General features: G+C 63.6%; 20 protein-coding genes. 7 read left to right on the forward strand and 13 right to left on the reverse strand.

Annotated elements, in window-relative coordinates; all coding sequences use genetic code 11:
• Positions 1–69: 69 nt before the first annotated feature.
• The 3 genes from hemC to QP971_RS04610 form a co-directional block, all read right to left on the reverse strand.
• A complete protein-coding gene (gene hemC / locus QP971_RS04600; protein WP_284810975.1) occupies positions 70–957 on the reverse strand; it encodes a hydroxymethylbilane synthase in 888 nt (295 codons plus the stop codon).
• Positions 958–2,292, reverse strand: coding sequence for a glutamyl-tRNA reductase (locus tag QP971_RS04605; RefSeq protein ID WP_284810976.1), 1,335 nt, complete (start codon positions 2,290–2,292; stop codon positions 958–960).
• A 73-nt stretch (positions 2,293–2,365) separates the two neighbouring features.
• Entirely contained in the window at positions 2,366–2,608 is a 243-nt protein-coding gene (locus tag QP971_RS04610; protein WP_198492452.1) for a glutaredoxin family protein, read from the reverse strand.
• 88 nt (positions 2,609–2,696) lie between these two features.
• Between QP971_RS04610 and QP971_RS04615 the strand changes: the two genes are divergently transcribed.
• Positions 2,697–3,734 (forward strand): HAD family hydrolase, encoded by a 1,038-nt coding sequence (locus tag QP971_RS04615; RefSeq protein ID WP_284787701.1) that lies wholly within the window; start codon positions 2,697–2,699, stop codon positions 3,732–3,734.
• Between the two features lie 86 nt (positions 3,735–3,820).
• Here the strand turns inward: QP971_RS04615 and QP971_RS04620 are convergent, their stop codons facing one another.
• From QP971_RS04620 to QP971_RS04640, 5 genes are all read right to left on the reverse strand, one after another.
• On the reverse strand, positions 3,821–3,922 hold the full coding sequence (locus QP971_RS04620) for a 30S ribosomal protein bS22 (protein ID WP_003855542.1): 102 nt from the start codon (positions 3,920–3,922) through the stop codon (positions 3,821–3,823).
• 238 nt (positions 3,923–4,160) lie between these two features.
• A complete protein-coding gene (locus tag QP971_RS04625) occupies positions 4,161–4,349 on the reverse strand; it encodes a helix-turn-helix domain-containing protein (RefSeq protein ID WP_005276651.1) in 189 nt (62 codons plus the stop codon).
• A 225-nt stretch (positions 4,350–4,574) separates the two neighbouring features.
• Positions 4,575–5,366 carry a pyrroline-5-carboxylate reductase gene (proC, locus tag QP971_RS04630; protein WP_284787698.1) on the reverse strand — a complete coding sequence of 264 codons (792 nt, stop codon included), beginning with the start codon at positions 5,364–5,366 and terminating at the stop codon, positions 4,575–4,577.
• 72 nt (positions 5,367–5,438) lie between these two features.
• Positions 5,439–6,506, reverse strand: coding sequence for an Rv0497 family membrane protein (locus QP971_RS04635; protein ID WP_284810977.1), 1,068 nt, complete (start codon positions 6,504–6,506; stop codon positions 5,439–5,441).
• A 9-nt stretch (positions 6,507–6,515) separates the two neighbouring features.
• Entirely contained in the window at positions 6,516–7,445 is a 930-nt protein-coding gene (locus tag QP971_RS04640) for a Ppx/GppA family phosphatase (RefSeq protein WP_198492448.1), read from the reverse strand.
• A 33-nt stretch (positions 7,446–7,478) separates the two neighbouring features.
• Between QP971_RS04640 and QP971_RS04645 the strand changes: the two genes are divergently transcribed.
• A complete protein-coding gene (locus tag QP971_RS04645; RefSeq protein ID WP_049377841.1) occupies positions 7,479–8,405 on the forward strand; it encodes a DUF3109 family protein in 927 nt (308 codons plus the stop codon).
• Here QP971_RS04645 and QP971_RS04650 read toward each other — a convergent pair.
• The 4 genes from QP971_RS04650 to mshA form a co-directional block, all read right to left on the reverse strand.
• Positions 8,402–9,109 (reverse strand): response regulator transcription factor, encoded by a 708-nt coding sequence (locus QP971_RS04650; protein ID WP_198492446.1) that lies wholly within the window; start codon positions 9,107–9,109, stop codon positions 8,402–8,404. The two genes, QP971_RS04645 and QP971_RS04650, sit on opposite strands and share 4 nt — an antisense overlap.
• A complete protein-coding gene (locus QP971_RS04655) occupies positions 9,106–10,368 on the reverse strand; it encodes a sensor histidine kinase (protein ID WP_225746039.1) in 1,263 nt (420 codons plus the stop codon). The genes QP971_RS04650 and QP971_RS04655 overlap by 4 nt, the downstream gene beginning before the upstream one ends.
• Before the next feature lie 63 nt (positions 10,369–10,431).
• A complete protein-coding gene (locus tag QP971_RS04660; RefSeq protein ID WP_049377838.1) occupies positions 10,432–11,178 on the reverse strand; it encodes a phosphoglyceromutase in 747 nt (248 codons plus the stop codon).
• 40 nt (positions 11,179–11,218) lie between these two features.
• Complete coding sequence (gene mshA, locus QP971_RS04665; protein WP_284787687.1) at positions 11,219–12,484, reverse strand: D-inositol-3-phosphate glycosyltransferase; 1,266 nt, start codon at positions 12,482–12,484, stop codon at positions 11,219–11,221.
• 66 nt (positions 12,485–12,550) lie between these two features.
• On the opposite strand from mshA, the gene QP971_RS04670 reads away from it, so the two are divergent.
• The 4 genes from QP971_RS04670 (at position 12,551) to QP971_RS04685 (ending at position 18,076) form a co-directional block, all read left to right on the forward strand.
• On the forward strand, positions 12,551–14,266 hold the full coding sequence (locus tag QP971_RS04670) for a long-chain-fatty-acid--CoA ligase (protein WP_284810978.1): 1,716 nt from the start codon (positions 12,551–12,553) through the stop codon (positions 14,264–14,266).
• A 1-nt stretch (position 14,267) separates the two neighbouring features.
• Complete coding sequence (locus tag QP971_RS04675; RefSeq protein WP_284810979.1) at positions 14,268–14,753, forward strand: methylated-DNA--[protein]-cysteine S-methyltransferase; 486 nt, start codon at positions 14,268–14,270, stop codon at positions 14,751–14,753.
• A gap of 72 nt (positions 14,754–14,825) precedes the next feature.
• On the forward strand, positions 14,826–16,535 hold the full coding sequence (locus QP971_RS04680) for a long-chain-fatty-acid--CoA ligase (RefSeq protein ID WP_284810980.1): 1,710 nt from the start codon (positions 14,826–14,828) through the stop codon (positions 16,533–16,535).
• An 11-nt stretch (positions 16,536–16,546) separates the two neighbouring features.
• Positions 16,547–18,076 (forward strand): AMP-binding protein, encoded by a 1,530-nt coding sequence (locus QP971_RS04685; protein ID WP_284791607.1) that lies wholly within the window; start codon positions 16,547–16,549, stop codon positions 18,074–18,076.
• Here the strand turns inward: QP971_RS04685 and QP971_RS04690 are convergent.
• A complete protein-coding gene (locus QP971_RS04690) occupies positions 18,073–19,311 on the reverse strand; it encodes a YihY/virulence factor BrkB family protein (protein ID WP_053087545.1) in 1,239 nt (412 codons plus the stop codon). The genes QP971_RS04685 and QP971_RS04690 overlap by 4 nt on opposite strands.
• 71 nt (positions 19,312–19,382) lie before the next feature.
• Here QP971_RS04690 and QP971_RS04695 point away from each other — a divergent pair, with 71 nt between their 5' ends.
• A complete protein-coding gene (locus QP971_RS04695) occupies positions 19,383–19,859 on the forward strand; it encodes an S-ribosylhomocysteine lyase (RefSeq protein WP_023020462.1) in 477 nt (158 codons plus the stop codon).
• Positions 19,860–19,922 lie beyond the last annotated feature (63 nt).

The raw sequence follows: 19,922 nt of genomic DNA on the forward strand, positions 1-19,922 counted from the left end.
GGGCCGGATCATTGCGGAACAATGATCTGTGGTATCTACACCTTAAATTATTAGCGCCTAAAGGCGAAATTACTTGCCCAGCAGCTCGGCCGCGCCACCGGCGAAAAGCTCGTCCGAGATGCGCGCGCCAAGATCGGCGGCTTCGGCCGCGGAGCCGGAAGCGGTGGCGGTGAGCTGGCGGGATCCGTCGAGCGCGAAGACGCCGCCGCGCACGGTGAGCTCGTCGCCGTCCCAGCGCGAGGTGGCGGCCACCGGCGCGGTGCAGCCGGCCTCGAGGCGGGCCAGCACGGCACGCTCACCAGCAGCGGCGGCCGAGGCGCGGTCATCGACAATGGCGTCTAGGGCCGCAGCAGCCTCGGTGCCGGCCACGGCCTCGATGGCGAGTGCGCCTTGGGCCGGCGCCGGCATGAAGACGGTAGGCTCAAAGATTTCGGTGGCGCGGTCCGCGTAGCCGCCGCGCAGCAGGCCGGCGTAGGCCAGCAGAACGGCGTCGAGCTCGCCGTCGGTAACCTTGGACATGCGGGTATCGATATTGCCGCGCAGCGGGCGAATCTCCAGGTCCGGGCGGAGGGCGGCGAGCTGGGAGATGCGGCGCGGGGCGGAGGTGCCCACGCGCGCGCCCTGCGGCAGCTGCGCCAGGCTCAGGCCATCGCGGGCGACGAGCGCCTCGCGGGAATCCTGACGCTGCGGCACGACGAGGCGGAAGCGATCATCGGGCGCGGTGGGCAGGTCCTTAAACGAGTGCACGGCGATATCGCACTCGCCGGCATAGAGCGCCTCGCGCAGCGCCTGGGTAAATACGCCGACGCCGATGCGCTCGACGGGCGCCATATTGACGTCGCCGGCGGTGGTCACGATGTGGAGCTGGGAGTCAAAGCCGGCGTCGATAAGCCAATCGCGCACATGGCCCGCCTGGGTGGTGGCGAGCTTGGAGCCGCGGGTACCAATCTGAAACATTTAGGCCTCCTTAGTCATGGTGGGCAATTCATTGACGGCCACGGACACACCGGAGCCTTCCAGCTGCAGGCCAAAGAGTTCCTGCAGGGCGTTCTCGCTGCTGACGCTGCTTTCCGACGCCGCCAGCTTCTTCGCCCGCACCGTCGGTTCATGCAGCAGTTTATCGGCCACGCGCTTAAGGGCGCGCTGGACGTCCTCAAGTTGCTTGCCCGCGAGCTCGGGGTGCTTGTGTTGCAGGCGCGCGGCCTCGCACTCGACGAGATCGGCCGCGCGGCGGTGCAGGGCGCTTACGGCCGGGGCGACGTCGCGCACGCGCTGGGCTGAGGTATAGGCCGCGAGTTCTTCGTCGACGATGTGACGGGCCTGCGCGTGCGGGCTGGTACCGGCCGCGAGATCGGTGGAGGCGGCCGAGAGCGACTTACTCAAGCGCTCGATATTGACCAGATCCACGCCCTCGGCCGCGGCGGCGGCATCGTCGATATCGCGCGGCAGGGAAAGATCGATGAGCATGAGATCGCGGCCGGCAGGAATGTCGGTGGCCGCGATGGTGAAGTTATCGGCGCCGGTGGCGGAGATGGCCAGGTCGACGTCGGAAAGCGCGACGGCGCGCTCGGAAAAGTCCACGACGCGGGTGGCAACGCCGGCTTCCTCGGCGTGGCTGGCCAGGCGCTCAGCGCGCTCGCGAGTGCGGTTGGCCAACACCAGCTCCTTGACGCCTAACCGGCCGGCGTGGGTGGCGGCGAGGGATGCCATGGCGCCCGCACCAAGGATCAGCGCGGTCTTGCCAGTCAGGTCTGGGGCGTCGAGGCGCTGCAAGGCCTGGTCGAAGGCGAAGGACACCATGGAGGCGCCGGCCTCGTCGATATCGGTCTCGGAGTGCACGCGCTTGCCCGCCCGCAGCGCGGCCTGCGCCAGCGCGTGGATGCGCGGGCCGACCGTGCCCTGCTCGGAGGCGGACTGGTAGGCGCTGCGCACCTGGCCGATGATCTGCTGCTCGCCCACCACCATCGAATCCAGGCCGGAAGTCACGGACATCAGGTGCTCGGCCGCGGCGTCGGCATAGCGCACGTAGAGGTAGTTGCGCAGCTCCTGCTCGCCCACGCCCGACACCTGGGTGAGCACGCGCACGACTTCCTGCACGCCGGCGTGGAAGGAGTTGGTGACGGTGTAGACCTCCATGCGGTTGCAGGTGGAGATAATCATGGCCTCTGACAGCGGCTCGGCCGCCACGAGTTGCCCGCAGGCGGAATCCTGGACCGCACTATCCATGCTCAGCTTCTCCAGCAGCGCCACCGGCGCCGACTGGTGGGACATGCCCACGACGAGCACGCTCATGCACAACACTCCTCAACCCTTTGATTGATTTTAATCCTCCAAAAGACTACCCGTCGGTGTCGCGGATCCCGAATCAACCGGCCAGCTCGGCCGCTAACTCCTCGTTGTCTACTTCCCAGCAGGCAAACTCTTCGCCGTCGATGACTACAACGGGCACGCGGTCACCGAACTCCATGGCCAGCTCCGCGTCCTCATCCACGTTACGCACAGCAAGCTCCGCGCCTGCCCGCTTGACGACGGGGGTGATTTGCTCCCTCACGCGCGCGCAAGAACCGCAGGTGGTGCGCACCATGAGCTCGACGAGATGCTGAGACATATTCTCCTCACAAGGACGGCAGCGGTCGAAACCATTACTATGGACACGTTAGTCCACCCCGCGTTTGCGAAAGCTGTTTGTCTCACTCGTGTCCGCTACCACTCCCCCAGGGTTCCCCGAATCCCCCCGCGACTTCTTGGCCAATTGGACCGCCTCGCGCGGTAACCTGCGTAATTTCTTGGAGACCCAAGCGCTCGCCCCGCTGGACGAGGAATCACAGCGCACCGCCGGTGAAGCCGCGGCCTCCGCGGCGCTGGAGGAATTCGGACTGGAGTTGGAGGATTTCGCCTCCGGCGTGGACTCGGTCACCGGCTCCTATGACGCGGCCGGTGCACAACGCATCACCGCCCAAGACCCAGACGTACCGGTGGATGTGGGCGCGGCAGCGTTTTTCGACGTTGACAACACCCTCATCCAAGGCTCTTCCCTCGTGGAGTTCGCCTTCGGGTTAGCACGCAAGCGCTACTTCCGTCTTTCCGAAATCCTGCCGATTGCGTGGAAGCAGCTCAAATTCCGTGTCTCTGGCAGCGAGAACGCCAAGGACGTGGCCGCCGGCCGTGCGCAGGCGCTGGAGTTTGTCAAAGGCCGCAGCGTCGACGAACTGGTAGAGCTTTGCGAGGAGATTGTAGACGCCTCGCTGGCCCGCCGCGCCTACCCTGGCACCACGCAGCTGGCGGAGATGCACCTAGCCGCCGGCCAGCAGGTGTGGCTGGTCACCGCCACGCCGGTCCAGCTAGCGCAGGTGCTCGCCCGGCGCTTCGGATTTACCGGCGCGCTCGGCACCGTCGCGGAGGTCAAAGACGGCAAGTTCACCGGCCGGCTGGTCGGCGATATCCTCCACGGGCCCGGCAAGAAGCACGCCGTGGCCGCGCTCGCGACCATCGAAGGCCTCGACCTCTCGCGCTGCACCGCGTATTCGGATTCCGCCAACGACGTGCCCATGCTGTCTATGGTCGGCACCGCCGTGGCCATCAACCCAGACCGCAAACTGCGCGATATCGCCGGCGACCGCGGCTGGCTCGTGCGCGACTATCGCTCCGTGCGCCGCGCCATCCGCACCTATGGTCTGCCGGCGTTGGCCACCGCCGCCTTTTCCTATGGCGGCTGGCGCTACTACCGGCGGTAGCGAGGGCGATAGAGGGCGCTGGGGGACGTCGGCAAGCATGCAAAAACCCTCCGCACAATGGCGGAGGGTAAGAAGCGGGCTGGGGTTTACTTGCCCAGCTTACGGCGCTGCACGCGGGTGCGGCGCAGCATCTTGCGGTGCTTCTTCTTGGACATGCGCTTGCGGCGCTTCTTAATGACGGAACCCATGGAGTCCTCACTTTCGTGTAGTACGTACTGTCAAACTTGTCAGCGCTAAAACGGCGAAGGTGCACTCTTGCCGCCGTGGCCACACGGACCGCGGGCCACATCAGCGAGCCGACACGAATGCACACCATCTTACCCAGCACCCAGCCCGTGACCAAAAAGGGCCTATGCGAAACAACAGCGCCCACCACCGCTGACCTCGAAGGCCAACAGAGGTGGGCGCTGTCTGTGCGGCGCGAGCCTAGGCTCCGTAGACGGAAGCCTCTAGGTACTCGTTGACGGCGGACTCGTGAACGCGGAAGGAGCGTCCGACGCGAACAGCCGGCATTTCGCCTGCGTGAACCAAACGGTAGACGGTCATTTTGGAGACGCGCATAATCTCGGCGACCTCCGCGATCGTCAGAAAGGTTCCCTTTTCTTCATTTGCCATATATATCTAACCCTTCAGCTCGTTACGCGCTGTAGGCTTCCCCTCCCACAGGACTTCACGCACGTGCTTGCCCTAGCCTATCGTGAAACATGTGACTAATGCGACCCAAGTGCCAAATTTTTTCACAGTATTCATTAGGGTTTCCCCTAAAAGCGCTGCTTAACACCTGCCCCAGCACTCCCGGGTGGGTACACCCCCACCACGGGGAGGTCGCACGCGGAGGCGCTAGCCGAGCTCCTTGGCCTTATCAGAGCAAGCCTCTGCCGCGCGGTAGAACGCGCCGCGCAGGCCGGACTCCTCCAGCTCGCGGACGGCGGCCGCAGTGGTGCCGCCCGGCGAGGTTACGCCAGCGCGCAGCTGGGTGGCCGAGCGGCCGGAGCTAGCCAGCATCTCGCCAGAGCCGGCTGCGGCTTGGGCGGCAAGCTTCTCGGCGACATCGCGGGGAAGGCCGAGCTGCACGCCGGCATCGACAAGCGCCTCTGCCGCAAGGAAGAAATAAGCCGGGGAGGAACCCGCCAGCGCGGTGGCGGCATCGATATTCTTCTCCGGAATGACCGCCACCTCGCCCACGGCCTCGAGCAGCTCGCGCACGCCGTCCATCTGGGCGTCGCTCACGTGCTCACCGGCCGCACAGGTGCACATGCCGCGACGCACCAACATGGGGGTATTGGGCATAACGCGCACCACCGGCACGCCTTCGCCCGCCGCACCCTGCAGCTGCTCTAGCGTCAGGCCCGCGGCCATGGACACGACCACGGCATTCTTGGCCGGCTCAAGGCCTTCGAGCAGGTCCAGGATGGCGTAGGGCTTCACACACGCGAAGATATAGTCCGCGCCGTCCACCGCCGCCGCATTATCGCTGGTGACGTTGACGCCATAAGTCTCTTTGAGTTCCTGGCTGCGGGATTCGGTGCGATTGGTGACCGTGATATCCGAGCCCGCAAAACCCGATGCCACGAGTCCCGAGGTCAAAGCCTCACCGATTTGTCCGCCGCCTAAAATTGCAATCTTTGTCATAGTCTCCACCATGCCAAAAATGCGGAACCCCGGCTACCACGTGGGGTAACCGGGGCGTCGACAAGCGGGGGCTTAGAGCATGACCAACAGCAGCGGGCCGAAGGTCAGGATAAGGCCGGTAAAGCCGGCCAGGAACATGGAGAATCCATCGCGCGCGGTGCGCAGGGCGTGCGTCACGCCCACCATAATCGCGGTGACGCACAGCGCGAGGATGGCGACGACCAGGCGCGGGAAGCTATCCCACAGAATCTCAAAGCCCTTGAAGATGACAATCGCCAGCAGGATGCCCGCGACAATCATCAGCAGGATGGAAACTGGGTTGAGCTTCTCGTGCTCTTCCTCGATCCACTCTTCGTCGTCCTCGACCTTGGGCAGGTTGCCGGTTTCTTCGGCATCCTTAGCGACGCCCGCCTTCTTAGACGCCGGCACCGCCGCCGCAGCGGCCGCTCCAGCACCAGCTGTCGCAGCTCCCGCTCCGGCCACCTTCGCGCCCTTGTCGGCCTTCGCTGCGGTGGCCTTGTCCGCGCCGGCCTTGTCTGCGGCCGGCTTCTCCGCTGCGGGCTTGGCCGCAGCTGCCTTCGCCGCGGCAGGCTTGGCGTCGTCCGCCTTCGCCTTACCCACGCGCTGGATTACCGCGGTGTCATCGGCAGAAGGCTGATTCTTCTTCGCCGCCTCCTGTGCCGCGGCGGCAGCAGCCGGCTTTGCGGTCTGCGCTGGCTTGGCGGCAGCCTTGGCTGCGGGCTTGTCCGCGGATTTAGGTGCAGCCTTTGGTTCTGCCTTTGCGGCGGTCTTTGGTGCAGCCTTCGGCGCGGCAGGCTGAGCAGCGGTCGTGGCTGCGGACTGAGAAGCTGGCTTGTCGGTGGACTTCTTTGCGGAGTCGGCATCGGTCGCGTCGGCGGCCTTGGGGGCCCGGATGACGGGAGCGTCCTCGTCGATGGAGACGGAGGTGTGCTTGGCCTCGGCAGGCGAAGCCTCGACCTTCTTGAGGTTGCCGGTTAGCTCGGCAACGGAAATGCCGCCTTCATCGAGGCTGCGGCGGTGGCGGCGCGAACGCTTGTCGTCCTTGCCGCCCTTTTCGCCGCGGGCCTTTTTATCGCGAGCCAGCAGCTCTGCCACGGTCAACTTCTTCTTGTCAGCCATGATCTCTTCCTATTCCAATCCCTTGTCGGTCCGGCGCAAAATGACGCCCTCACGCAGCGCCCACGGGCAGATTTCCAGCTTCTCAATGTCCAAGGCTCGCATGGATGCCTCGGCCACTAGAGCGCCGGCAACGATTTGGTGCGATCGGTTAGAACTTACACCTTCTAGGTCCGCTCTGTCTGCCGCAGTCATGCGAGAGATGAAGGAAATCAACTGGCGCAGACCCGGTGCAGTCAACGTGCGCTTGACGTATGGGCCGGCAGACGACGGGGCGGACCCCGTCAGGCGCGCCAGCGTGCGGAAGGTTTTGGAGGTACCCACGGCGAGGCCAGCGGGGCCCATGGCCTTCATCTGCTGGGCAACGTCTTCGAGCTCCGCATCGATATAATCGCGCAGCGCACTTACCTTCTTTTTCTCCGGTGGGTCGGTGTCGAACCAGTTATGGGTCAACCGGCCAGCGCCCAGGTCGAGGGAGAAGGCGAGGTCGGGGTGCTCGTCGGTACCGGTGGACAGCTCTAGCGAGCCGCCGCCGATGTCCAGGTTGGTAATACGGCCGGCGGACCAGCCGTACCAGCGGCGTGCGGAGAGGAAGGTCAGCTGGGCTTCTTCCACGCCGGAGAGAATCTGCAGGCGTACGCCGGTCTGCTTTTCCACCTCATCGAGCACGGCCTCTGAATTATGCGCGGAGCGCACCGCCGAGGTAGCAAAGGCGATAAATTCAGCGCAGCCCAACTTATCGCCCAGCTCGCTCGCCTCCGCTACGGCGCTGACCAGCTTCTTTACACCCTTTTCATGGATGTTGCCCTTTTTGTCCAGCTGTTCTACCAGCCGGAGCGGGGTCTTCCAATCGCTCATCGGAGTGGGCCGCCCGCCCGTCGCGGCATCGACCGCAACGAGGTGGACGGTATTGCTTCCGACATCTAATACACCTAATCGCACACTAATAGCGTAGTAGGTCTACCGTGGTTAGGTGTGAATCGCCCAAAATCTGACACGGTATACCTAGGTTTTCCCGCGAGCTCGCCCGCGGCGGCGTCGATAAGAGCGGGCCGCGAAGAGGCCCCGGATTTCCCGCGGGAGTGGCTCGAATTTACCAACCCGAACGACCCACACCACGTCTTTTCCATCGACCTAACATGGGTGGAATCGCACTACAGTTGCCAATTTGGGACGTCAGCATGCCGGGGCATCGATAAGAGCCAGCCCGACGTGGGCTGCTGCGTGCATGGCGCCTATATGGCCGATGAGGAAGACCGCGACCAGCTTTACGACGCCGTCTCGCGCATGCCCGCCAAGTATTGGCAGCTGCGCCCAGCGGGGGTAGATGAGTTCCTCGCGCAGGACGCTACGGACGAGTTGGAGCCATGGCTAGAGTGGGACGAGCTCGACGGTGAGGACGGCGAACCGGAACCGGCGCTGAAGACACCCATCGTGGACGGCGCGTGCATTTTTGCCAACCGCGCCGGCTGGGCTACGGGTACGGGCTGCGCGCTGCACCAGTGGGCTGTCGATACCGGCGAGGAGCTCACGGTGGTAAAACCCGAGGTGTGCTGGCAGCTACCGCTGCGCCGATACGAAGACTATGAAGAGCGCCCGGATGGGCAGGAGATTTTGCGCACGCAGATCGGCGAGTATGACCGCCGCGGTTGGGGCAATGGCGGCGAGGACTTTGATTGGTATTGTTCGGCCGATGCCGCCTGCCACGCCAACCCGCTGCCGATGTGGCAATCGCACGAGGACGAGCTGGTAGCGCTCATGGGCCGAGAGTCCTATGAGATTCTGGCCGCGCACTGCAAGGCACGCGCCGCGGCGGCCGAGCACGGCGTCCAGCTCACGCAGCATCCGGCCAGCGTGAAGGCCGGGAGCCTACAGGCAGAAAACCAGCGGGCGGAGAGCTAGAGCTCGAATTTATAGCCCAGGCCGCGCACCGTAACCAGGTGCTTCGGACGGGAGGGCTGCTCCTCGATCTTGGAGCGCAGGCGCTTGACGTGGACATCGAGCGTCTTGGTGTCGCCAACATAATCGGCGCCCCAGATGCGATCAATGAGCTGGCCGCGGGTTAGTACGCGGCCGGCGTTGCGCAGCAGGTACTCCAGGAGGTCGAATTCCTTGAGCGGCATGGAAACCGGCTCGCCCGCGACGGTAACGGTGTGGCGTTCCACGTCCATCTTGACGCGGCCGCCCTCGAGGATCTGCTCGGCTACTTCTTCCTCCGCCTCGGTATCGGCGCCCGAGCCGGAATCGTGACCGCGGCGCAGGACCGCGCGGATGCGGGCGATGAGCTCGCGGGAGGAATAAGGCTTGGTCACGTAATCATCAGCGCCGAGCTCAAGGCCGACGACCTTGTCGATCTCGGAATCGCGCGCGGTCACCATGATGACCGGCACGGACGAGGTGGTGCGCAGCTGCTTGCATACCTCGGTGCCGGACATGCCGGGCAGCATGAGGTCTAGAAGGACGATATCGATGTCGTTAGCGGCAAACTTTTCCAGCGCGGTGGGGCCATCGTGCGCGATGATCGGCTCGAAGCCCTCCTTGCGGAGGAGGAATGCCAGCGGATCTGCCAGCGACTCTTCATCTTCAACGATGAGGATGGTGGTCATTGTGCTTTATCCTTTCGACGTGCTGCAACGCGTGCTACTGCACGCGGGAGCCCAGGCGCCGCCGCGTCGACGGCATCCCTTTTCTCATTATCCTTCATGCCAGCATCCTGCGCTGGCTTTTCTTCCCTGTAGATGGGCAATTCGATGGTGAATGTAGAACCCGTACCGGGCCGGGACCACAGTTTGATGTTGCCGCCATGGTTGGCCACCACGTGTTTAACAATTGCTAATCCTAGGCCAGTGCCTCCGGTCTGCCGCGACCGGGCTTGGTCTACGCGGAAGAAGCGCTCGAAGACGCGCTTTTGATCATCCGGTGCGATACCGATTCCGCGGTCCGTAACACGGATGAGCACGACCCCGCCATCCACCACTTTTTGGGAGACCGATACCGGCATCTTCTCCGGCGAATAGTTAATCGCGTTGGAGACGAGGTTAGACAGTGCGGTAACCAGCAGGGACCTATCTCCTTTGACCTGCACGCCGACGGAGGCGCCCCGGTTGAGCTCGATGGAGCGAGCCTCCGCAGCCAGTTGGTTGCGCGAGAGCGCTTCCTCGATGAGGTCATCGACGGCTAGCGGTTCCATCTCTGGCAGCGCCTCGGCGCCTTGCAGCTTGGACAAGGAAATAAGCTCGCTGACCATATCGGCCATGCGGTTGGCTTCCTTGTAGACCTTGTTGCCAAAGTACTCCACGGTCTCTTGGTCGCCGGGGTCTTGGAGCAGGGCCTCGGCCAGCAAGGCAATGCCGCCGACGGGGGTCTTGAGCTCGTGGGAGACGTTTGCCACAAAGTCGCGGCGGGCGGATTCCATGCGGACGTTTTCGCTCTCATCGGTGCCGTAGATGATGACAAAGCGGCCGTCGTTAAGCGTGAGCGGCTTAATGACCGCCTTGAACTGGGTGACGCGGTGGCCTGTGCGGCGCTTGGGAATGGCCAGGTCGACGGTGCGGGTCTCCTTGTCCTCGAAGACCTCCTGCGCGGTCTGCCACACGTCCGGGTTCACGGCGCGATCATGCACCAGGGACATCTCATGGGCGGCGGGATTGGACATGACGATTTCTTGGTTGCGGTCCAGCACCGCCAGGGCCGTCGGCGAGCCTTGCACGGCCAAGTGCAGCACCTGGCTGACCGTCGTGACTTGGTTGGCCTCGGCATCGGTGGCTTGGCGGTAGCGCGCAATGCGCCCGCGCAGCCAAGAAATCGCTGGCAGCGCCAGCCCGCAGGCCACCACGCCGGCGGCAAAGGAAAGAATCAATTCCACGTGTCTAGCCTATCCATCACAAAGTCCCCAGGGAATACTCCCCGGGGACTGTGGCGCAGTTTCTTACTTACCGCCCTGTGCAGCAACGGCGGCGGCACCAGCAGCGGCGGCTTCCGGATCCAGGTAAGTGCCACCTGGGTTTACTACGGAGCCGTCCTCGGTGATCTCATAGACCAGCGGGATGCCGGTTGGAATGTTCAGGCCGGCAATATCATCATCAGAGATATTGTCCAGGTGCTTAACCAGTGCGCGCAGGGAGTTGCCGTGAGCGGCGATGAGCACAGTCTCGCCCTTCTTGGCGCGCGGAAGGATTTCTTCTTCAAAGTACGGCACAAAGCGGGCGACAACATCCTTGAGGCACTCGGTCTGCGGAACCTTGTCTAGTTCTGCGTAGCGCGGGTCATTGGTCTGGGAATACTCGGAGTCATCGGCCAGCTCCGGCGGGCGCGTGTCATAGGAGCGACGCCATGCCATGAACTTTTCCTCGCCGTACTCTTCCTTGGTCTCGGCCTTGTTCAGGCCCTGCAGGGCGCCGTAGTGGCGCTCGTTGAGGCGCCAATCGCGCACCACTGGGATCCAGTGGCGGTCGGCGGCGTTGAGAGCGATATTTGCGGTGCGGATAGCGCGACGCAAAAGAGAGGTATACAGGACATCGGGCAGAACGCCTTCCTGCGCGAGCAGCTCGCCGCCGCGCTTGGCTTCTGCCTCACCCTTTTCGGTCAGATCTACATCGACCCAGCCAGTGAACTGGTTGGACTCGTTCCACTTGGATTGGCCATGGCGAAGAAGAATCAGTTTTCCGTTAGTCATGCCTCCAGCATGCCATGAAATGGCTTCCGGCGTAGGACGTTTAATCACCACTTGCCCGCCGTTGATGGCAGTCTGGAACCTCGATGCGGCTGGCCTCGTCATAGATTTCTGCGAGCGCAGCAGCGGAGCTGGCCCAGCTAAAGCGCGCAGCGTGGGCGACGGCGGCTTCGCCCATGGCGATGCGCATGGGGTCGTCGTCAAGCAGGCGGGCTAGAGCATCGGCCCAGTCGGACGGGTCATGCGAGTGCACCAGCAAGCCGGTCTCCTCGTCGGTCACAGCGATGGGCAGCCCGCCGACGGCCGCGGCTACCACCGGCGTGCCAGAAGCCTGGGCCTCCAGCGACACCAGACCGAAGGACTCGTTATAGCTGGGCACCGCTACGATATCGGCCGCGCGGTAGACCCCCACCAGCTCCTCTGGCGGGCGGGCGCCTAAAAAGCGCACGCGCTTATCGACGCCCAACTCGCGCGCCAACTCCCTATAGGCCTCCGGCGCCGTATTGGCCCCCGACGGGCCACCACAGATGACCACCCGCAGGTTGCGAGCCGGCTCGCGGCGGAAGAGTTCGGCCGTGGCGCGAATGAGGACCTCTGGGCCCTTGAATTTTTGTAAGCGCCCCACAAAGGCCACCACCTTGGTGTGCAGTGGAATGCCCAACTCGCGGCGGGAGCGCTCGGTATTGCGGTCCGTGCCAGGGGTAAAAAGCTCTACGTCGGCGCCGGGCGAGACTACGCGAATGATGTCGCACTCGGCATCATAGTGTTCGGCCAGGTCGCGGGCCTCCTGCTCGGTATTGACCACGAGCAGGTCCGCGTTATCCACCAGTTGCTGCTCGCAGATGCGGCGGGCCTCGGACTCCAAGGTGTCATCCGCGGTCCGGGAGGCGTTCTTCACCGCGGCGAGGGTATGGGCCGTGTGGATGAGCGGGATGCCCCAGAGATCCCGTAGCAGCCAGCCCACCTGGCCGGAGAGCCAGTAGTGGGAGTGAATAAGGTCATATTTCTTGCCCTGCCACTTGGCAAATTGCACCATGCCGCCCGCGAAAGCGGCCAGCTGGGTGGGCAGATCCTCTTTATCCAGGCCCTCGTACGGCCCGGCGACGATATTAATGACGCGCAGATGGGGTTCAACCTCAATGATTTCGCCCTGGCTAGGCCGAGTGGCGCGGGTATAGACGTCCACCTCTATTCCCCGGCGAGCCAGTTGGCGCGCACTATTGAGGACGTAGACGTTCATGCCGCCGGCGTCCCCCGAGCCGGGCTGTTCAATCGGCGAGGTATGCATAGAGATCATGGCGATGCGCATGGCGCTCAATTCTACCGGCGCTATACTGGCCCCTGCCAGAAACCTACGCCACCGAAAGGTAAAGTTTTGTCCGCATACGAATCACAGGCTTGGCTCCAGTATTACCCGGAATGGACACCGCACCACCTCGAGTACGGCGACACCACGTTGCTGGATATCTACGACAACAACCTTGAGGTCAACGCCGATAAACCGGCCACCTACTTCTTCGGACGCACCCAAACGTATGCGGAGTTGGACCGTCAGGTTCGCGCAGCGGCCGCGGGCCTGAAGGCCTTCGGTGTGCGCCCCGGTGACCGAGTCGCCATCGTGGCACCGAACTCGCCGCAGTACATCGCGGCGTTCTACGCCATCTTGAAGCTGGGCGCCCAGGTGGTACTGCACAACCCGCTCTACACCGCCCACGAGCTTGAAGGGCTCTTCCAGGATCACGGTGCGCGCATCGCCATCGCCTGGGATAAGGCAGCGCCGACCTTGGAGAAGCTGCGCGCGACCACCAACCTGGAAACGGTCGTGTCCATCAACATGATCAACGCCATGCCCACCCTGCAGCGCGCCGCTTTGCGCTTGCCTATCCCGCCGCTTAAGTCCAAGCGGGAGCAGCTCTCTTCCCCGGCGCCCAATACCGTGCCGTGGGAAACCTTGGTAGGCAACGCCATCGGCGGCGACGGCAGCGATATCACCACGCCGGAAGACGTGGACAAGGACACCATCGCGCTCATCATGTACACCTCTGGCACCACCGGCGCCCCGAAGGGGGCCATGCTCTCGCACGGCAACCTCTTTTCCAACCTGATGCAGGGCAAGGCGTGGGTTCCTGGCCTGGGCGATAAGCCGGAGCGTATGCTAGCCGCCCTCCCCTTCTTCCATGCTTATGGCCTGACCATGAATGTGACCTTGGCACAGTTCATCGGCGGCGAGCTGGTCATTCTGCCGAAGCCCGATATGTCGCTCATTATGCAGTTGATGAAGAAGCACACCCCGACCTGGGTTCCGGGCGTACCGACGCTCTACGAGCGCATCGTGAAGGCCGCCGAGGATCAGGAAATCCCCCTCAAAGGTGTGCGCGCGGCCTTCTCCGGTGCGTCTACCCTGCCTTCGGACACGGTCAACAAGTGGGAGAACTACACCGGCGGCCTCTTAGTGGAGGGCTATGGCCTCACTGAGTGCTCGCCGATTATCGTGGGCAACCCCATGAGCACCGACCGCCGCCCAGGTTACGTGGGCATCCCGTTCCCGGATACCCAGGTGCGCATTGCCAACCCGGATAACCTGGATGAGACACAACCGGACGGCGTTGAGGGCGAGGTGCTGGCCCGCGGCCCGCAGATCTTCAAGGGCTACCTCAACAATGACGAGGCCACCGAGGCCGCCTTCCACGGTGAGTGGTTCCGTACCGGTGACATGGGCGTCATGGAAGAGGATGGTTTCATCCGCCTGGTCAGTCGCATCAAGGAAATCATCATCACCGGCGGCTTCAACGTGTATCCGGGCGAGGTGGAAGAAATCCTGCGCGAGCACCCAAGCATTGATGACGTCGCCGTGGTCGGCCGCCCGCGCGAGGACGGCTCCGAGGATGTCGTGGCCTGCCTCGACCTCGCCGATGGCGCAGCCCTCGACCCGGAGGGCCTCAAGGCCTACTGTCGCGAGCGCCTGACCCGCTACAAGGTCCCCCGCACCTTCTACCACTTTGAGGAGCTGGCGAAGGACCAGATGGGCAAGATCCGCCGCCGCGAGGTCCAGGCAGACCTCATCCGCCGCCTCGAGGCCGAACAGAACTGAGATGTTCCGCCTTATCGATAGCCCCCTCGGACCCCTGCGCTTGCAGGCGAGCCCGCGGGGGCTTTCCCGTGTCGAATTCACCGCAGCCAGCATCCTGCAGAAAGAGATGGGCGGTGTGGAAGAAGGGGGCATCGGAAAGCGCAGTGCAGACGTGCTCGATGCCGCCCAGGCGCAGCTCGCGGAGTATTTCGCCGGCCAGCGCCGCGCCTTCGAGCTTCCCCTCGACCCGCCTGCGACGACCGACTTCCGCGCCGCGGTGCATGCGCAGTTGGCGGAAATTGGCTACGGGGAGACGGTCACCTACCGCGACGTCGCTAAGTTACTCGGCCGCCCCGGCGCGACGCGGGCCGTGGGCAGTGCGTGCGGCGCCAATCCCCTGCTCATCGTGCGGCCGTGCCACCGTGTACTGCGCAGCGATGGCGGGCTCGGCGGCTACGCGGGTGGTCTGGAAGCCAAACGTTTTTTGCTGACATTAGAAGAAAACTAGAGGGCTTCTTCGCGTTTGGGATATGCTATCCCTTCAGAAATAGTTTTTGTAGCCAAACGAAAGGTTTTTCGCGTGTCCGCTTCCACCTCCCGAGCCTGGCTCGAGCACTACAGCGATTGGACCCCACACACGCTGGACTACGGCGATAAGACCATCGTCGACTACTACCGCGATAACCTGCGGGCCAACGCCAATAAATCCGCCACCTACTTCTTCGGCCGCACGCAAACCTACGCGGAGCTTGATGCCCAGGTGCGCGCCGCCGCGGCCGGGCTCAAGGCCTTTGGCATTCGCCCGGGTGACAAGGTGGCCATCGTCCTGCCCAACTGTCCCCAGCACGTCGCAGCCTTCTATGCGGTGCAGCTACTTGGTGCCACCGTGGTCGAGCACAACCCGCTCTACACCGCCCCGGAGTTGGAAGGGCTGCTCAATGACCATGGCGCGCGTGTGGCTATCTCCTGGGATAAAACCGCCTCCACGCTGGAAAAGCTGCGCTCGACCACCCCGCTAGAAACCATCGTCTCCGTCAACATGGTCGAGGCCATGCCCCCGCTCAAGCGCCTCGCGCTGCGCCTGCCCATCCCGCCGCTGGCCGCCAAGCGCGAGCAGCTCACCAGCCCCGCGCCCAATACCGTGGAGTGGTCCACCCTCATCGGCTCGGCCATCGGCGGCGATGGCTCGAATCTCGATGTCCCTGAGATCTCCCAAGACGATATTGCGCTCATCCTCTACACCTCCGGCACCACCGGAAAACCTAAAGGCGCGCTCCTCTCACACGGCAACCTCATTGCCAACGCCATCCAGGGCAAGGCCTGGGTGCCGCAGATGGGTAAACAACAGGAGCGCTTCCTCGCGGCGCTGCCCATCTTCCATGCCTATGGCATGACCACGCTGTGCGTCTTCAGCATCTACTTGGGCGCCGAGCTCATCCTTGTCCCTTCCCCACAAATGCCGCTCATTCTGGACATCGTGAAAAAGCGCACGCCTACCTGGCTTCCGGGCGTGCCCACGCTGTATCAAAAAATCATGGACGCAGCGGAAGAAAAGGACGTGGACCTAAGCGGCATCCGCAATGCCTTCTCCGGCGCCGCCACGCTGCCCGTAGAGATTGTGGAGCGCTGGGAAAACTTAACCGGTGGCCGGCTCGTGGAGGGTTTTGGCATGACAGAAACCTCCCCGGTCCTCACCGCCAACCCCATGAATGGCAAGCACCGCCCCGGCTATGTGGGCGTGCCCTTCCCGGATACGGAAGTGCGCATTGCCAACCCCGAAAACCTGGATGAAACCCAGCCCGACGGCCAACCGGGTGAGATGCTCGCGCGCGGCCCGCAGATTTTCCAGGGTTATTTTGGCAATGCCGCGGCCACTGAAAAGACCTTTCACAATGGCTGGTTCCGCACCGGCGATATGGCGCTCATGGAGCCGGATGGCTATATCAAGCTGGTCAGCCGCATCAAGGAAATCATCATCACCGGCGGCTTCAACGTCTACCCCGCAGAGGTAGAAGAGGCGATTGCCCAGCATCCCGACGTCGTAGATGTCGCCGCCGTGGGCCGCCCGCGCCAGGATGGCTCGGAGGACGTTGTCGGCTGCGTTACCCTGCGCGATGGCGCCGTGCTCGATCCAGAAGGCCTGAAGGAATTCTGCCGCGAGCGCCTCACCCGCTATAAGGTGCCGCGCACCTTCTATCACTTCGAAGATCTGGCGCGCGACCACCTGGGCAAAATCCGCCGCCACCAGGTGCGCAAGGACCTACTCGAGCTGCTGGAGGCAAAGGCCTAAACTTAGCGGCTATGGCAGAAATTCACTATGGCGCTACCTTGACGGATTTCCTCGCGGCAGCCGTCGCGAGGTTTCCCCAGCGCCCCGCCACCTACTTCGCTGGCCAGACGCTGACCTATGGCGAGCTCGATGCCCAGGTGGCGGCCGCGGCCGGTGCCCTGCGCGAGATGGGCGTGCGCCCCGGCGACCGTGTGGCGCTTTTGCTGCCTAATTGCCCGCAGCACGTGGTGGCATTCTTCGCCATTCTGCGCTTGGGCGCGGTGGTGGTGGAGCATAACCCGCGCTATACCGCGCACGAGCTCACCCCGCTGCTCGCCCACCATGGCGCCCGCGTGGCGATTGCCTGGGAGGACATCGCCCCCACCGTCTCCACGCAGGTTGAGACCACCATCTCCGTCTCCATTAGCGCACCGCTTCCGCTAAACGGCACCCCAGTGGAGGCGCACCCAGCCACGCTTGCCGACGCCGCCCTTATCCTCTACACCTCCGGCACCACCGCCCGCCCCAAGGGCGTGGTCTTAACCCACGGCAACCTCGCGGCGAACTGCCTGCAGCTAGAAACCCAGGCCCCGCTGCGCGCTGGCCACGAGCGCTTTCTAGCCGCGCTGCCCATGTTCCATTCCTATGGCCTGACGATGAGCGTGCTCCTCGCGGTGCGCTGCGCGGCCGAGATCATCCTGCTGCCTGCCCCGCACACCGACGCGGTGACCAAGGCGCTTGCCGCCCGCCGCCCCACCTGGATGCCGGGCGTGCCCACCATCTACGAGCGCGCCATGAACTACGCGGCCACGGCCGCAAACTCCGAGTCTCCCTCGGATCTTGGCGGGGTGCATTATTCCATTTCGGGCGCGGCCTCGCTCCCCTCGCGCATCATCGAGCCATGGGAGGCACGCACCGGCGGCCTGCTGGTGGAAGGCTATGGGCTCACGGAGACCTCTCCCGTACTGACTATCAATCCCCTCGATGGCACCCGGCGCGCCGGCACCATCGGTCTGCCGCTGCCGGATACGCAGCTGCACATCGGCGATCCCCACAACCTCAGCCGCACCCAGCCGGATGGCGAGGCCGGCGAAATCCTCGCCCGCGGCCCGCAAGTCTTTAGCGGCTACCTTGCCGACGCCCCCGCCACCGCCGCCGCCTTCCATGAAGGCTGGTTCCGCACCGGAGACATGGGCGTTCGCGAGCCCGATGGCCATATCAGGTTGGTGGGCCGCATCAAGGAAATCATCATCACCGGCGGCTTCAATGTCTATCCCGGCGAGGTGGAGGAGGCCTTAACCTCCCATCCTGATATTGCCCAAGCCGCGGTCGTGGGCGTTCCTCGCTCCGATGGTTCCGAGGATGTCGCCGCTTGCGTGGTGCTTGCGCCCGGCGCGCAGCTCCACGAGCCCGCCTTGCGCGACCATTGCCGCGGGTTGTTGGCGCGCTATAAGGTCCCGCAGCGCTTCTTTGCCATGGAGACGCTCGCCGCCGACCAGCTGGGCAAGCTGCGCCGCCGCGATGTCCAGCGCGATCTCCTCGCCCTGCTCAACCAGGGCTAGCCTTCTTCACGCGCTTCCCGGCGCACCGCCTGTTTGTAGATGCGCTCAGATCGTTCCTCAAGGTCGTGCTGGGCGCGGGCTTGGGATTTAGCGGCGGCATCAGAACGCGGCGGGGCCTGAATATGCCGCGCGGCGTGCAGGCCCAATTGCAGTTCTTTGGCGCGCAGAACCTCCGCATCGATTTTGATGCCCAAAATGAGCATCGTATTAGATAGCCACACGGCCATGAATACGGCCATGATGAGGCTGAAGGCGCCGTAGACGCTGGCTCCGGCAAAGCGCTGGGTATACAGCGCAAATGCTCCCCACACCACCACATTGGTGCTAAGCGCCACTACGGAGCCGAGGGTTATCCAGCGAAAGCGCGCCGGTCGCACATTCGGGGAAAAGTGATACAAGATAGCGATCAAGCTCAGCACGATCACCACGGTGAGCGGGAAGCGCAGCCAATTCCACACTGGCATAAAGATGCCGCCCAAAAAATCCGCGGTGCCTTGCATGTCCAGCTTGCCAGCCAGCGGTTCGACCACACCGCTCACAATCGTATCGCGCAGCAGGTTGGCAAAAAGCACGATGACCGCGCCGATGACCAAGATGATGGTAAGCCCCCACATGAGCGCCCAAGTGCGGATAATCCCGCGGCCTTCTACCCGCCCGTAAACGGTATTGGCGGTGCGGGAGAAGGCACGCACGTAGGCCGAGGCGGCAAAAAGAGAAACCAGCACGGATACCACCAGCGCGAAGGTGCCTTGTGCCGTGGAACCAATGATGGAGCCAACCAGTTTTTCGGCCTGCTCCGTCATCGAACTGGGCACGTAGTCTGCAATGAACTGCGAAGTTAATTCGTGTACCTCGGCACGCCGGGAGGAAAAGATGAGCGTGGCTATCGAATAGGCCGCGAGCACCGTGGGGGCAAAGGCCATGAGCGTGAAGTACGTCATCGTGGCGGCGCGATCCATCAAGGCATCGTGGAAGAAGTCCGCCCACACGCGGCGGAGCACCAGCCCCCAGCTTTCCTTGCGCAGGCGGTTGCCGCGGGCCAACGGATCTACATTTTCGGTGTGGCCTTCAATCTTGACCACGGTGGGCGCAGTGCTCGGCACGATTTTATCCGCGCCCTCATAGACGGATTTGCCCACCGGAGTAGCCGCAGCGCTCGGCGGTTCGCCGGAAGACGAATTGCCAGGGGTGCGTGCGGCGCCAGGAACCTCGGCGGAATCGTCCAGTGTGCTCATATTATCCCAGCGTATGCGGTAAAGAATCTATTTCAGGAAGTGACACTCAGCTGTGATTACACTGGAGAAGCATGACTGAACAGAATGATAAGAAGCTCAACGTTAAGTCCTTCGAACTCGATCACCGCCTAGTCAGCGCGCCATATATCCGCGTGGCCGACCGCACGGATTTGGGCGGCGGCGTCGAAATCATCAAGTATGACCTGCGCTTCTGCCAGCCGAACCAGGACCACCTGGATACCAAGGCGCTGCATTCGGTGGAGCACATGATGGCCAACTTCATGCGCAATTACACCGATAAGCTCATCGGTTTTGCCCCGATGGGCTGCCGCACTGGCTTCTACGCCATCACCAACGGCATGGAGCAAGATGAGCTGCTGCGCGCGGTGGAAGGCGCGCTTAACGATATTCTTAACGCTACCGAGGTACCGGCCGCCAACGAAGAGCAGTGCGGCTGGGGTGCGCACCACAGCTTGGAGGGCGCGCAGGAGGCGGCCCGCGCATTCTTGGGTGCTAAGGATGAGTGGCTCCAGGTCATGGCCGCCTAAGCTAGGCGGATGCGCCGGCACGCTAGTTGCCGAACTGAAAAAGCGGCCACGATAGTCCCGAAA

This window comes from Corynebacterium marquesiae (genome assembly GCF_030229635.1).
In the GTDB taxonomy this organism is placed as follows: Bacteria; Actinomycetota; Actinomycetes; order Mycobacteriales; family Mycobacteriaceae; genus Corynebacterium; species Corynebacterium marquesiae.

What these genes read in the sequence shown, in the direction of transcription:
- hemC (WP_284810975.1), bottom strand. Translation starts at nt 957, where the DNA reads ATGTTTCAGATTGGTACCCGCGGCTCCAAGCTCGCCACCACCCAGGCG.
- QP971_RS04605 (WP_284810976.1), bottom strand. Translation starts at nt 2,292, where the DNA reads ATGAGCGTGCTCGTCGTGGGCATGTCCCACCAGTCGGCGCCGGTGGCG.
- QP971_RS04610 (WP_198492452.1), bottom strand. Translation starts at nt 2,608, where the DNA reads ATGTCTCAGCATCTCGTCGAGCTCATGGTGCGCACCACCTGCGGTTCT.
- QP971_RS04620 (WP_003855542.1), bottom strand. Translation starts at nt 3,922, where the DNA reads ATGGGTTCCGTCATTAAGAAGCGCCGCAAGCGCATGTCCAAGAAGAAG.
- QP971_RS04625 (WP_005276651.1), bottom strand. Translation starts at nt 4,349, where the DNA reads ATGGCAAATGAAGAAAAGGGAACCTTTCTGACGATCGCGGAGGTCGCC.
- proC (WP_284787698.1), bottom strand. Translation starts at nt 5,366, where the DNA reads ATGACAAAGATTGCAATTTTAGGCGGCGGACAAATCGGTGAGGCTTTG.
- QP971_RS04635 (WP_284810977.1), bottom strand. Translation starts at nt 6,506, where the DNA reads ATGGCTGACAAGAAGAAGTTGACCGTGGCAGAGCTGCTGGCTCGCGAT.
- QP971_RS04650 (WP_198492446.1), bottom strand. Translation starts at nt 9,109, where the DNA reads ATGACCACCATCCTCATCGTTGAAGATGAAGAGTCGCTGGCAGATCCG.
- QP971_RS04660 (WP_049377838.1), bottom strand. Translation starts at nt 11,178, where the DNA reads ATGACTAACGGAAAACTGATTCTTCTTCGCCATGGCCAATCCAAGTGG.
- mshA (WP_284787687.1), bottom strand. Translation starts at nt 12,484, where the DNA reads ATGCGCATCGCCATGATCTCTATGCATACCTCGCCGATTGAACAGCCC.
- QP971_RS04675 (WP_284810979.1), top strand. Translation starts at nt 14,268, where the DNA reads ATGTTCCGCCTTATCGATAGCCCCCTCGGACCCCTGCGCTTGCAGGCG.
- QP971_RS04685 (WP_284791607.1), top strand. Translation starts at nt 16,547, where the DNA reads ATGGCAGAAATTCACTATGGCGCTACCTTGACGGATTTCCTCGCGGCA.
- QP971_RS04690 (WP_053087545.1), bottom strand. Translation starts at nt 19,311, where the DNA reads ATGAGCACACTGGACGATTCCGCCGAGGTTCCTGGCGCCGCACGCACC.
- QP971_RS04695 (WP_023020462.1), top strand. Translation starts at nt 19,383, where the DNA reads ATGACTGAACAGAATGATAAGAAGCTCAACGTTAAGTCCTTCGAACTC.